The organism is Pseudomonas urmiensis, assembly GCF_014268815.2.
Taxonomy (GTDB): Bacteria; Pseudomonadota; Gammaproteobacteria; order Pseudomonadales; family Pseudomonadaceae; genus Aquipseudomonas; species Aquipseudomonas urmiensis.
Window position 1 is genome coordinate 1213616 of sequence record NZ_JABWRE020000001.1, and the last position, 12893, is coordinate 1226508.

The window sequence follows — 12893 nt, forward strand, 5'->3', positions numbered from 1 at the left end:
CTCTAGAAACGTAGGCGGATACCGGCGACCAGGCGGGTCTGGCTGATATCTTCGGCATCGTCGCGGGCCATTTCGGCGCGCTGGCCGTGCAGGCGATTGAAGCTGACCCCGACATACGGGGCGAAGCCTCGGCTGATTTCGTAACGCAGGCGCACACCGACTTCGCTCTCAGCCAGCCCCGCGCCTTGCTCGCGGCTGGCATCGTTACGACCGAAGAAGTTGGCCTCAAGGGTCGGCTCCAGTACCCAGCGATTGGTCAGCAGCATAGCGTAACCGGCCTCAAGGCGCAGCGCGGTCTGTTGCCGCTCGCCAGCATACGCGGTGGCTTCCAGCTCCAGGCCATACAGCGGCGTGCCCTGGATGCCGAAGGCCGCCCAGGTCTGGCCGCTGGCAGGCTTGAAATCCTGGCGCAGGCCGCCGACCAGCTCCCACCAGGGGCTGATGGCGTGGCCCCACAAGGCCTGCAGTTCGGCTTTGTGGGTCTTGCCCTGTTCCCGTTCCCCTTCGGTGCGCAGCCACAGCCGGTCGATATCGCCACCCATCCAGGCCGTGGCATTCCAGTTCAGCGCGCTGCTGCTCTCGAAGTTCTGGTATTCCAGCTGGTCGACGATCACCGCCCAGTTGATCGCCCGGTCGTGTACCTGATGGCCTGGCAGCGGTGGGAAGGCGGCGCGGCGGTCGGCGTCGGTGATCACCGCCAGTGGCGTGCGCGGCTGCGCACTGAGCGGCGCAGGAGGCTGCTGCAGGGGCATGGCGCCATGGTTCATCTGGCTGTGGTCCATCGGCATCGCGCCGTGGCCGTGGTGGCTTGCCTCAGTGGCGAGCACGCGCTCGCTGGCCAGCAATGCGGCCAAGGCGGCGCCCGCCAGCAAGCTGCGATTGATGACCTCATTCATCGACCCGTACCTCGCGGAACATTCCGGTTTCCATGTGATAGAGCAGGTGGCAGTGATAGGCCCAGCGCCCCAGGGCGTCGGCGCTGACCCGATAGCTGCGGCGGCTGCCAGGCGGGATATCCACGGTGTGCTTGCGCACCAGGAAGCGCCCGTGCTCGTCCTCCAGGTCACTCCACATGCCGTGCAGGTGGATCGGGTGGGTCATCATGGTGTCGTTGACCAGGGTGATGCGCACCCGCTCGCCATAGCGCAGGCGCAGGGGCTCGGCATCGCTGAACTTGATGCCATCGAACGACCAGGCGAAGCGCTCCATATGGCCGGTCAGGTGCAGCTCGATGTCCCGCGAGGGCTGGCGCCCGTCGGGGTCGGCAAAGGTGCTGCGCAGGTCGGCATAGGTCAGTACCCGTCGACCGTTGTCGCGCAGGCCAATACCGGGGTCGGCCAGGTTGGCGCGTGGGGCCATGGTCTGCATGTCGACCAATGGGTTACCGGTCTCGCTGGCTGGGTGGTGCTGCATGGCCGACATCGCGCCATGGTCCATGCCGGCCATGCTGGCGTGGTCCATCCCGGCATGATCCATGTTGCCCATGCCGCCATGGCCCATGTCATCCATGCTCAGCACCGGGCGCGGATCCAGCGCGGGCACCGCTGCTTGCAAGCCCGGCGCGCGGGCCAGGGTGCCACGGGCAAAGCCGGTGCGGTCCATGCTCTGGGCGAACAGGGTGTAGGCGGGCAGGTCGCCCACCTCCACCAGCACGTCGTAGGTCTCGGCCACGGCAATGCGCAGCTCATCGACTGTAACGGGGGTCACCGGCAGGCCATCGGCGGCGATCACCGTCAGCTTGAGGCCCGGGATGCGAAAGTCGAAGTAGCTCATCGCCGAAGCGTTGATCAGGCGCAGGCGCACGGTTTCGCCGGGTTGGAACAGGCAGGTGAAGTTGCCGTCCGGCGGTTGGCCATTGAGCAGGTAGGTGTAGGTTGCCGCGCTGATATCGGCCAGGTCCGTGGGGCTCATGCGCATGCTCGCCCAGGCCAGGCGGTTGTCGACGGTTGCTTCCCAGCCCTTGGCGGCCACATCGTCGATGAAATCGCCGACCGTGCGCTTGTCATAGTTGAAGGCGTCGGACTGCTTTTTCAGGGTCGCCATCAACTGCTCAGGCGCCTGGTCGCTCCAATCGCTGAACAGCAGCACGTGATCGCGCTGATAACGGTGCGGCTCAGGCTCGCGCGGCTCGATGACGATGGCCCCGTAGACCCCGGCTTGCTCCTGCAAACCCGAGTGGCTGTGGTACCAGTAGGTGCCGCTCTGGCGCAGGGTGAACTGATACAGGTAGTCGCCGCCTGGCTCGATGCCGGCGAAGCTCAAGCCCGGTACGCCGTCCATGTTGGCCGGCAGGATGATGCCGTGCCAGTGGATCGAGGTCGGTTCTGCCAGCTGATTGCGCACCCGCAAGCTGACCGTATCACCTTCGCGCCAGCGCAGCAGTGGCCCGGGCAGGCTGTTATTGACGGTCAAGGCGGTGCGCGGGCGGCCGGTGATGTTGACCGGGGTCTGGCCGATCGACAGGGCAAACTGCTGGCCCTGAAGGATTTGCCCAGGACGAGCGCCTTCAGCGGCCTGTGCCAGTGGGCGCCATAGGCCCAGGCCGGCCAGGGCCGTCGCGGCGCCCAGGCCTTTGACGAAGGTGCGGCGGGAAGAAATGCATGGCATGACGTGGCCTCGTTGCAGGCTGCTGGCATCCATCGCGGGGCAAGCTCGCTGCCACGTCAGTTCCCGTTGAGGACGATCAGCGTGGGAGCGGCTTGCCCCGCGATGGGCGTCAGACTGCCCAAAGTGGATAGCCGCCATCCTCGCTGCCAGTGCCTGTCAGCCGCCTGAGCGGCAGATTACAGATCCGTCAGGCGGGCACTGGCTCGCTGTCCAAATCGCGCATCAACAGCCCGTATTCCAGCGATACCTGCTCGGGGATTGGCAGGTACACCACATGGCCATCACCCGGCGCCACCTGAATCTCCTGTTGCTGGCGATTGCACAGGCGGTCCAGGTCAAAATGGTAGTTGCCGCGTGGGGTCATCAGTTCCAGCTGATCGCCGAGGGCAAAGCGGTTTTTCACGTTGACTTCGGCCAGGCCATCAACCCGCACGCCGGTCAGCTCGCCGACGAATTGCTGGCGCTCGGACACCGAATTGCCGCGCTGGTAGTTCTGGTACTCGTCATGTACGTGGCGGCGCAGGAAGCCTTCGGTGTAGCCGCGTTGGGCCAGCGACTCGAGGTTGTCCATCAAGCCGCGGTCGAACGGCTTGCCGGCCACGGCGTCGTCGATCGCCTTACGATAGGACTGCACCGCGCGGGCGCAGTAGAAATGCGACTTGGTCCGCCCTTCGATCTTCAGCGAGTGCACGCCCATCTCGGTCAGCCGCTGCACATGTTGTACGGCGCGCAGGTCCTTGGCGTTCATGATGTAGGTGCCGTGTTCATCTTCGAACGCCGGCATCGCCTCACCGGGGCGGTTGGCCTCATGGAGCAGGAACACCTGTTCGGTCGGTTGACCGATGCCCAGGGTTGGCTCGACGTGCTGCACGATATCGCCAGTGAGGTTTTCGCGCGCCTCGCTGGCTTCATATTTCCAGCGGCAGGCGTTGGTGCAACTGCCCTGGTTGGCGTCACGCTTGTTGAGGTATCCCGACAGCAGGCAGCGGCCGGAATAGGCCATGCACAAGGCGCCGTGGACGAACACCTCAAGCTCCATATCAGGCACCTGCTGGCGAATCTCGCCGATTTCCTCCAGCGACAACTCGCGCGACAGGATTACCCGGCTCAGGCCCAGTTGCTGCCAGAACTTCACGCTGGCCCAGTTCACCGTATTGGCCTGCACCGACAAGTGGATCGGCATCTGCGGGAAGTGCTGGCGCACCAGCATGATCAGGCCGGGATCGGACATGATCAGCGCATCGGGGGCCATTTCGATCACCGGCGCCAGGTCCTTGAGGAAGGTCTTGAGCTTGGCATTGTGCGGGGCGATGTTGACCACTACGTAAAACTGTTTGCCCAGCGCGTGCGCCTCCTGGATGCCCAAGGCCAGGTTGGCATGGTCGAACTCATTGTTGCGCACCCGCAGGCTGTAGCGCGGCTGGCCGGCGTAGACCGCATCGGCGCCATAGGCAAAGGCGTAGCGCATGGTCTTCAGGGTGCCGGCAGGGGCCAGCAATTCGGGCATGGCGAGTGGGGTCATGAGCGCACCGGGGCAAAAGGCGCGGATGGTAGGGGCAAGGCGGGTGGTGGGTATTGATCTGGATCAAGCAGAGCAGGGCACTTTTTGCGAAAGCCTGCGCACTAACGTTGTGAATCCCAGAGGAATGCTCATGAACGAAACCGCTCTACAGAACAAGGCACTGGCCGTATTGCTGGCACTGGTGACCGTCGCCTTCGTGTGGATCCTGTTGCCGTACTACGGGGCGATTTTCTGGGCAGTCATCCTTGGCATCCTGTTCGCGCCGTTGCAGCGTAACCTGCTGATCCGCTTCAACCGCCGACGTAACCTGGCTGCCGCCACCACCTTGATGATCTGTCTAGTGGTGGCGATTTTGCCGGTGATCATCACCAGTGCCTTGTTGGTGCAGGAAGGCGCCACGCTCTACCAGCGTATCGAGAGCGGCCAGTTGGATATCGCCGGCTACGTCGAACGCGGCAAGGACATGCTGCCGGCGTTTGCCCAGAACGGCCTGGATCGCATGGGCATGGGCAATCTCGATGGCTTGCGCGACAAGATCACCAAGTGGGCTACCCAGGGCAGCCAAGTCCTGGCCAGCCAGGCGTTCAGCTTTGGTCAGGGCACCTTCGAATTTTTGGTGAGCTTCGGCATCATGCTCTATCTGTTGTTCTTCTTCCTGCGTGAGGGCGCGGAGCTGGCGCGCAAGGTCCGCCTGGCCGTGCCGCTACCCGAGCACCAGAAGCGTCGTCTGCAACTGAAGTTCAACCGGGTGGTGCGCGCTACGGTCAAGGGCAATGTGCTGGTGGCGATTACCCAAGGCGCCTTGGGAGGGCTGATATTCTGGGTGCTGGACATTCCCAGTGCGCTGGTCTGGGCGGTGCTGATGGCGTTCTTGTCGCTGCTGCCAGCGGTCGGGGCAGGGATCGTCTGGGCGCCGGTGGCGGCTTATTTCATCCTCACCGGGGCGATCTGGCAAGGCGTGGTGCTGACCGCCTTTGGCGTGCTGGTGATCGGCTTGGTCGACAATGTGTTGCGGCCGATCCTGGTGGGCAGGGATACGCGCATGCCGGACTACCTGATTCTGGTGTCGACCCTCGGCGGCCTGGCGGTGTTTGGGCTCAATGGGTTTGTCATTGGGCCGTTGATCGCGGCGTTGTTCATGTCCAGTTGGGCAATCTTTGCCGCGACCAAACCACAGGTGCAGTTGCCTTCGTAAGGGGGCCGCGCAGCGGCCCCAATTACACTTGGCCTGGATTGCTCATCAACGCAAGGTGTAGGACACCCCGGCATACACCCCGAAGCCTTCACCCGGTGTCATCCGTGGCATGTCCTTGCCAGCATCGTCATAGCCAGGCGTCACCGTCGCCGCGTAACGCTTGTTGGTCAGGTTGCGCAAATCCAGCCAGGTCTGCCAGTCCTGCTTGGGTGAGTCCCAGCCCAGGCGCGCACCGAGCAACGCATAGGCATCGGCGTGGCCGCTGTTGGCATAGTCGACCTGCACCTTGGACGCCATCTGCGTGTTGAGCCCGGCATAGAAGCCGCTTGGCCAGTCGTAGCGCAGCTCGGCCTGGTAGTAATGCATGGGGATGCCTGGCAGGCGGTTATCGCCGAATTTGTCATCGTCGCGGTAGTGGAAGTCGCTGAAGGTATAGGCCTGGCGCAACGACAGCTTGCCGACGCCGCCACCCTCCCACAGCACGCTGTCCAACGCAGCTTCGACCCCCTGGTGCACGGTAGGGCTGGCGTTGAATTCGGCCGCGGGTATGCCGGGCACGATCTCCACTGCCAACAGCTCATGGCGCACTTGCGAGTAATACCAAGCCAATTCCCAGTGGCCAACAGCGGCCTCACCCCGAGCCCCCAGCTCAAGGGTCGTGGCGGTCTGGTTGTGCATCTCGATGGGCTGGATCTGCCCGCCACTTACGGCAGGCGAACTCCAGATCAGCGACCACGGATGCGGTGGCTCGACCGAACGGCTGAGGTTGCCGTAAACCTGCAGGTTGGGGTTCAGGTCATAGCGCAGGCCCACCCGCGGGGCATAGTCCCAATCATGCTGACTGACCTTGCCGCCAGCGGCGGGGTAGCTGACATCGCTCTCGCGGCGGGTGTAGATCATTGCCAGGCCCGTGGTTAGCCACAGGTCGGGGATCAGCTCCAGGTCGTTGCCCATGTGCAGGACCGTGTCCGAACCCTGGTAGCTGAAGTCGCGCGTGCGCGCGCCGATCACGTCGCCGTTGCGTTTGAACTGCGAGGCGCCACTGTTGGGCAGGTGCTTGGTGGTGCGCCAGCCGACGGTGGTTTTGCTCTCATGGCCAAACAGGGTGTCGCGGCGCAGGTAGTTCAAGGTGCCGCTGACATCGGTGTAGGCGACTTTCAAGCGCATCGGGCCTTCGCGCAGGTCCATCGGGAAGTCGTGATAGACCAGTCCGGCTTCCAGGCGCGAGTCATCGTCGAGGAACAACGTGGTCTTGTTGCCGACCCAGGTGCTGCCCGGTTGTGGGCGGCTGTCGTCGCGGGCCAGGTAGGCAGCGTTGGCTGCCCGTGGGTCGTGCTTGATCTGGTCTTTGCGCAAGCGCCCGGCCAGCTCGTTTTCAGTCTCCCGGTAGCGCAGGTAGAGGCGCGTTTCCAGGTTGGGGTTGAAGCGATAACCGAGGTTGGCGGCGATACCTTTGGCACTACCGCTGCTGTGCTGCTGGTAGCCGTCGTATTCGGCGTCGGTCAGTGCCACATAGTAGTCAAGGTTGCCCAGCACCTGGCCGGAGCTGATGTGGCGTCGGGCATAGCCACGGCTGCCCATTTCATAGCGCAGTTGCAAGGGCGCGGCATCGTAGCCGGTATGGGTCACGTAGTTGATCGCACCGCCCAAGGCCAGCGCGCCTTGATCGAAACCATTGGTGCCACGCAGGACTTCGGCGCGGCTCAGCCACAGCGGCTCGAACAGTTCATAGGGAGTGCCGCCGGGGCCGGTCAGCGGCAAGCCATCGAACATCGTGTAGACACCGGAGCCATGAGCGCCGGGGGCGCGGTTGATGCCTGAGCCGCGAATCGACAGCTTGATGCCGTCGTTACCGGCAGACTGGGCGAACACCCCGGGCTGATAGGCGAGCACGTCCTGGTTGCTGGCCACCCGACCTTGTCCAACCCGCTGCATGTCCACCAGGTTGCTGGCGCCGGGGATCTCGTGCAGGCGCTCGCGGGCGGCGTCGAGCTCGCTTTGCTGCTGATCCTGGATCAGTACCTGGTCGAGTTCGATGCGGCCATTGGCCTGGGCGTTGGTGCTGGCGACGAGCATTGCCAGCAGGGAAAGGGGCAGGGTGGGGCGCATGGCTTTAGAGGGGTTCCAGATCGGGTGCAGGAGTCTGACGCTGCAAATGGCAGACGAAGCACAGTGGTCGATCTGTAGTGAAATCACCGGCCTCATCGCGGGGCAAGCCCGCTCCCACGCCAGCCTGTAGTGCGCACTTCAGGCTGGCGTGGGAGCGGGCCTGCCCGGCGATGGGCCGCACAGCGGCCGCAAAAAAAAACACCCCGCCGAAGCGAGGTGTCTTGTACCGCCTTGAAGCAATCAGCCGATCAGTTGCAGACCCGCCTGCTGAACCATCTCCAGCAACGGCTGCGGATACACACCGAGGACGAAAGCGAGCAGGGCGATGGCCAGCAGCATCACGCCACCGGTGCGCTGCTCCCACTTCAGCGGGGCATCGTGGCGGCGCAGGTTCGGCTCGACCAGGTACAGGGTAACCATGACCCGCAGGTAGTAGTACACGCCGATGGCGCTACCGATGACCAGGGCACCGACCAACCACCACAGCTGCGACTCGACGCCGGTAGCGATGATGTAGAACTTGCCGATGAAGCCTGCAGTCAGCGGGATACCGGCCAGCGACAGCATCATCACGGTCAAAACCGCAGTCAGGTACGGACGACGCCAGAACAGGCCGCGGTACTCGTACAGGGCATCAGCATCACGGCCAGCGTACGGCGAGGACATCAGGGTGATAACGCCGAAGGCGCCAAGGCTGGTGATCACGTAGGTGACCAGGTATACGCCCATGGCTTCCAGGGCCAGGCCCTTGCTGGCGATCAGGGCGATCAGCAGGTAGCCGAAGTGGGCGATCGACGAGTAACCGAGCAGACGCTTGAGGTTGCTCTGGGTCAGCGCCAACAGGTTACCGATCAGGATCGAGGCCACGGCGATCACTGCCAGTACGGTGCTCAGCACGCCACTGCTAGCGGCAGGGGAGAGCATGAACAGGCGGACCACCACGGCGAACACCGCGACCTTGCTGGCGGTGGCCAGGAAGGCGGCGACCGGCGCCGGGGCGCCTTCGTAGACGTCCGGGGTCCACAGGTGGAACGGCACCAGCGACAGCTTGAAGGCCAGGCCAACCAGCATCATGCCCAGGCCCAGTTGCGCCAGCAGGCTTGGCATGCCAGTGCTGGCCAGGGCCTTGCCGATGCCGTCGAAGCTCAGGCTGCCTGCATCGGCATACAGCAGTGCCATGCCGAACAGCAGGAAGGCGGAACCGGCGGCCGACAAGACCATGTACTTGATACCGGCTTCCAGCGAGCGCTTGTTGAAGAACGCGTACGCCACCAGCCCGTAGACCGGCACCGACAGCAGCTCAAGGCCAATGAACAGACCCGCCAGGTGGTTGGCGCTGACCAGCACCAGACCGCCCAGGGCCGACATCAGCAGCAGCAGGTAGAGCTCTTCGCGGTTGCCCGGATAGCCCTTGGAGCCTTCGCCCAGGTAGGCATGGGCGAGGGTCACGCAGGCCAGGGTGGCGACCAGCATGATCGCCATGTACAGGCAGGCGAACTGGTCGATGGTGATCAGCGGGGTGACCGCCAGCGGCGCGACCTTCAGCGCCGGCAGGATCGACAGCAGGGCCAGGTTCAGGCCGATGGTGGACAGCAGGAAGGTCTGCGAGTGATTGCGCTTCCAGGCGATCGCCAGCATCACCACGACCGTGGTGATGGTGGTGATCAGCATCGGCGCCAGTGCGATGAAGTGTTGAGTGGTGAATTCCATAGCGCTCTTACCGGGCCGAAGCGAGTTGAGTGAAAGCGGAGCCGAGCCACTGCTGCACACCGCTCATGGTGGCGGCAGAGGTGTCGAGGAACGGCTGCGGGTAGACACCGAGCAGAATCAGCAGCCCCGCCAGACCCAGCACCATGATCAGCTCGCGGCTGTCCATGCCCGCTAGGACGGTGTCGGACTTGGCCGGACCGAAGTAGGCGCGGTGGATCATGATCAGCGAGTAGACCGAACCGAAGACCAGGCCGGTGGTGGCGATCACGGTGATCCAAGGCACGTGGACGAAGCTGCCGATCAGGATCAGGAACTCGCCAACGAAGTTACCCGTGCCTGGCAGGCCCAGCGACGCCGCAGCGAAGAACAGGCTGATGGCCGGCAGGTAGGCGATGCGGTGCCACAGGCCACCCATCTGGCGCATGTCGCGGGTGTGCAGGCGCTCGTACAGCTGGCCGGACAGGATGAACAGCGCGGCAGCCGACAGGCCGTGGGCGAGCATCTGGATCACCGCGCCTTGCAGCGCTTGCTGGCTGCCGGAGTAGATACCGATCAGCACGAAGCCCATGTGCGAGACGCTGGAGAAGGCGATCAGGCGCTTGATGTCGGTCTGCGCGAAGGCCAGGAACGCTCCGTAGAAGATACCGATCAGGCCCAGGGTCATGGCGATCGGGGCGAACTCGGCCGAGGCATTGGGGAACAGCGGCAGGGCGAAGCGCAGCAGGCCGTAGGCCGCCGTCTTCAGCAAGATACCCGCCAGGTCCACCGAACCTGCCGTTGGCGCTTGGGCGTGGGCATCAGGCAGCCAGGAGTGGAACGGCACTACCGGCAGCTTGACCGCGAAGGCGATGAAGAAGCCCAGCATCAGCAGGTACTCGGTACCGGCTGGCAGTTCGGCCTTGAGCAGGTCGCTGTAGTTGAAGGTGATCACGCCGGTGGTGTTGTAGTTGACCAGCACCAGGCCGAGGATCGCCACCAACATGATCAGGCCGCTGGCCTGGGTGAAGATGAAGAACTTGGTCGCCGCGTAGATCCGGGTCTTCTTGCCATCTGCCGAGCTGTGACCCCAGAGCGCGATGAGGAAGTACATCGGCACCAGCATCATTTCCCAGAAGAAGAAGAACAGGAACAGGTCCAGGGCCAGGAACACCCCGACCACGCCGCCGAGGATCCACATCAGGTTGAGGTGGAAGAAGCCGACGTGGCGCTGGATCTCTTTCCACGAGCACAGCACCGAGAGCACGCCGAGCAGGCCGGTGAGCAGGATCATCAGCAGCGACAGGCCATCGAGCGCCAGGTGGATGCTGATGCCGAAGCGCTTGATCCACTCGACCTTGTATTCCAAGGTCCAGGCAGGTTCAGCGCCCGGGGCAGGGGCCAGGGTGTAGTCGCCGGTGCCCCACAGCCAGAGGCCGATACCGAGCAACAGGGACATGGTCAGCAGCGCAATCCAGCGCGGCAGGGTCGAGCCGAAGCGCTCACCCAGCCAGCACAGGAAGCCGCCGATGAAGGGGATCAGGATCAGCCAAGGCAAAATCATGACGGGTTCGTTTCCTTTGGCAAAGTCGCAAGGTTCGCAAGATTCATAGTCATACCGCAGCCGCCAGCACGGCGCCGAGCACGAGTACTGCACCTACGGCGATCGAAGCGGTGTACCAGCGCAGCTGGCCAGTCTCGGTCTTGCTCATGGCGACGTGGCCGCCACGCGCCATCCGAGGAATCAGGCCGATGCTGCGGTCCACCGGATCCTTGCGCAGGATGTGGCAGATCAGCAGGTAAGGTTTGACGAACAGCTTGTCGTAGATCCAGTCGAAGCCCCAGGCGGCGAACCACCAGGCCGACAGCGCGCGGCCGATGCCGCTGTTGGCGATCGCGGTGACCAGGCGACGCTTGCCCAGGAACAGCACCGCAGCCAGCAGGATACCGGCGATGGCGATGGCACCCGAGGCGATTTCCAGGCTGTGCTTGGCTTCGCCGCCAGCGTGACCAGCGCTCTCTGGCAGAACACCCGCCAGCGGCGGATGGATCCAGGCGCCGACGAAGGTCGACAGCACGATCAGGGTACCCAGTGGCAGCCAGTGGCTGATGCCGTGGCCGGCGTGGGCTTCGGTCTTGGCTTCGCCGTGGAAGGCGATGAAGATCAGGCGGAAGGTGTACAGCGAGGTCATGAACGCACCGACCAGGCCGGCGTACAGCAGACCGGTGTTACCGCTGGCGAAGGCTTCCCAGAGGATCTCGTCCTTGGAGTAGAAGCCCACGGTGACGATTGGTAGGGCCGCCAGGGCCGCACCACCGACCACGAAGCTGGCGTAGGCCAGCGGCAGTTTCTTCCACAGGCCGCCCATCTTGAAGATGTTCTGCTCGTGGTGGCAGGCCACGATCACCGCACCGGAAGCAAGGAACAGCAGCGCTTTGAAGAACGCGTGGGTCATCAGGTGGAAGATCGCCGCGTCCCAGGCACCTACGCCCAGGGCGAGGAACATGTAGCCGATCTGGCTCATGGTCGAGTAGGCGAGGATACGCTTGATGTCGGTCTGGACCAGCGCGGCGAAGCCGGCCAGGACCAGGGTCACGCCACCGACGATGCCGACCAGGTGCAGGATATCCGGCGCCAGGGCGAACAGGCCGTGGGTACGGGCGATCAGGTAGACGCCTGCGGTCACCATGGTCGCGGCGTGGATCAGGGCCGAAACCGGGGTAGGACCGGCCATCGCGTCTGCCAGCCAGGTCTGCAGCGGCAGCTGCGCCGATTTACCCACCGCACCACCGAGCAGCATCAGGGTGGCCAGAACCATCCAGGTGTCGCCAGCCTGGAACTTCTGCGGTGCCAGCACCAGCAGTTCCTGCACGTTCAGGGTACCCAGCTGGGCGAACAGGATGAACAGGCCGATGGCCATGAACACGTCGCCGATGCGGGTGACGATGAACGCCTTGAGCGCCGCGTTACTGTTGTTGCGGTTGCTGTAGTAGAAACCGATCAACAGGTACGAGCACAGGCCCACGCCTTCCCAGCCGAAGTAGATGAACAGCAGGTTATCGCCCAGCACCAGGAACAGCATGCTGGCGATGAACAGGTTGGTGTACGAGAAGAAGCGCGAGTAGCCGGCTTCGCCACGCATGTACCAGGAGGCGAACAGGTGGATCAAAAAGCCTACGCCGGTGACCACGCCGAGCATGGTCACCGACAGGCCGTCCACGTACAGGGTGAAGTTCGGTGCAAAGCCGTCCACCGACATCCACTGCCACAGCAGCTGGCTGTACGCGCCGCCTTCAGGTGGGGCGACGTTGAACTGCCAGATCACGTAGGCGGCCGTCGCGGCCGAGAGGCCCACCGAGCCGACGCCGATCAGCGCGGACAGGTTCTCCGAGAACCGACCACGGGAGAACGACAGCAGCAAGAAGCCGATCAGGGGAAAGACGAAAGTCAGGAAGATAAGGTTCATCCGCGCATCTCACTGGCAGCATCGATGTCGAGAGTGTGGAAGCGGCGATACAGCTGCAGCAGGATTGCCAGGCCAATACTGGCCTCGGCGGCTGCCAGGCTGATCACCAGAATGAACATCACCTGGCCGTCGGGTTGCACCCAACGGGCACCGGCGACGATGAACGCCAGGGCAGAGGCGTTCATCATGACTTCCAGGCTCATGAGGACGAAGAGAATGTTGCGGCGGACCATCAGGCCAACCAGACCTAAGCAGAACAGGATGCCGGCGACCGCCAGACCATGCTCGAGAGGGATAGCACCCATGA

Annotated in this window: 9 protein-coding genes; 1 reads left to right on the forward strand and 8 read right to left on the reverse strand. The window is 63.8% G+C overall.

Annotated features, from left to right (window positions below; all coding sequences use genetic code 11):
* Window positions 1-2: 2 nt before the first annotated feature.
* The 3 genes from HU737_RS05385 to trhP form a co-directional block, all read right to left on the reverse strand.
* Window positions 3-896 carry a copper resistance protein B gene (locus HU737_RS05385; RefSeq protein ID WP_186557164.1) on the reverse strand — a complete coding sequence of 298 codons (894 nt, stop codon included), beginning with the start codon at window positions 894-896 and terminating at the stop codon, window positions 3-5.
* On the reverse strand, window positions 889-2607 hold the full coding sequence (locus HU737_RS05390) for a copper resistance system multicopper oxidase (protein WP_186557163.1): 1719 nt from the start codon (window positions 2605-2607) through the stop codon (window positions 889-891). The genes HU737_RS05385 and HU737_RS05390 overlap by 8 nt, the downstream gene beginning before the upstream one ends.
* Window positions 2608-2794: 187 nt before the next feature.
* Window positions 2795-4129 (reverse strand): prephenate-dependent tRNA uridine(34) hydroxylase TrhP, encoded by a 1335-nt coding sequence (gene trhP, locus HU737_RS05395; RefSeq protein ID WP_186557162.1) that lies wholly within the window; start codon window positions 4127-4129, stop codon window positions 2795-2797.
* Between the two features lie 130 nt (window positions 4130-4259).
* Between trhP and HU737_RS05400 the strand changes: the two genes are divergently transcribed.
* Window positions 4260-5324, forward strand: coding sequence for an AI-2E family transporter (locus HU737_RS05400; RefSeq protein WP_186557161.1), 1065 nt, complete (start codon window positions 4260-4262; stop codon window positions 5322-5324).
* 45 nt (window positions 5325-5369) lie between these two features.
* On the opposite strand, the gene HU737_RS05405 is transcribed toward HU737_RS05400, so the two are convergent.
* From HU737_RS05405 to nuoK, 5 genes are all read right to left on the reverse strand, one after another.
* The gene (locus HU737_RS05405) at window positions 5370-7433 is read right to left on the reverse strand and encodes a TonB-dependent receptor family protein (protein WP_186557160.1); all 2064 of its coding nucleotides are present in this window, start codon (window positions 7431-7433) and stop codon (window positions 5370-5372) included.
* Window positions 7434-7673: 240 nt separating this feature from the next.
* The gene (gene nuoN / locus HU737_RS05410) at window positions 7674-9143 is read right to left on the reverse strand and encodes an NADH-quinone oxidoreductase subunit NuoN (RefSeq protein WP_186557159.1); all 1470 of its coding nucleotides are present in this window, start codon (window positions 9141-9143) and stop codon (window positions 7674-7676) included.
* A 7-nt stretch (window positions 9144-9150) separates the two neighbouring features.
* A complete protein-coding gene (gene nuoM, locus HU737_RS05415; protein WP_186557158.1) occupies window positions 9151-10683 on the reverse strand; it encodes an NADH-quinone oxidoreductase subunit M in 1533 nt (510 codons plus the stop codon).
* 49 nt (window positions 10684-10732) lie between these two features.
* Complete coding sequence (gene nuoL / locus HU737_RS05420; protein ID WP_186557157.1) at window positions 10733-12586, reverse strand: NADH-quinone oxidoreductase subunit L; 1854 nt, start codon at window positions 12584-12586, stop codon at window positions 10733-10735.
* Window positions 12583-12891 carry an NADH-quinone oxidoreductase subunit NuoK gene (gene nuoK, locus HU737_RS05425; RefSeq protein WP_008096201.1) on the reverse strand — a complete coding sequence of 103 codons (309 nt, stop codon included), beginning with the start codon at window positions 12889-12891 and terminating at the stop codon, window positions 12583-12585. The genes nuoL and nuoK overlap by 4 nt, the downstream gene beginning before the upstream one ends.
* Between the last annotated feature and the right edge of the window lie 2 nt (window positions 12892-12893).

Bases quoted from the DNA above. Each gene is read 5' to 3' on its own strand.
- HU737_RS05385 (WP_186557164.1), bottom strand. From the start codon at position 896: ATGAATGAGGTCATCAATCGCAGCTTGCTGGCGGGCGCCGCCTTGGCC.
- HU737_RS05390 (WP_186557163.1), bottom strand. From the start codon at position 2,607: ATGCCATGCATTTCTTCCCGCCGCACCTTCGTCAAAGGCCTGGGCGCC.
- trhP (WP_186557162.1), bottom strand. From the start codon at position 4,129: ATGACCCCACTCGCCATGCCCGAATTGCTGGCCCCTGCCGGCACCCTG.
- HU737_RS05400 (WP_186557161.1), top strand. From the start codon at position 4,260: ATGAACGAAACCGCTCTACAGAACAAGGCACTGGCCGTATTGCTGGCA.
- HU737_RS05405 (WP_186557160.1), bottom strand. From the start codon at position 7,433: ATGCGCCCCACCCTGCCCCTTTCCCTGCTGGCAATGCTCGTCGCCAGC.
- nuoN (WP_186557159.1), bottom strand. From the start codon at position 9,143: ATGGAATTCACCACTCAACACTTCATCGCACTGGCGCCGATGCTGATC.
- nuoM (WP_186557158.1), bottom strand. From the start codon at position 10,683: ATGATTTTGCCTTGGCTGATCCTGATCCCCTTCATCGGCGGCTTCCTG.
- nuoL (WP_186557157.1), bottom strand. From the start codon at position 12,586: ATGAACCTTATCTTCCTGACTTTCGTCTTTCCCCTGATCGGCTTCTTG.
- nuoK (WP_008096201.1), bottom strand. From the start codon at position 12,891: ATGGGTGCTATCCCTCTCGAGCATGGTCTGGCGGTCGCCGGCATCCTG.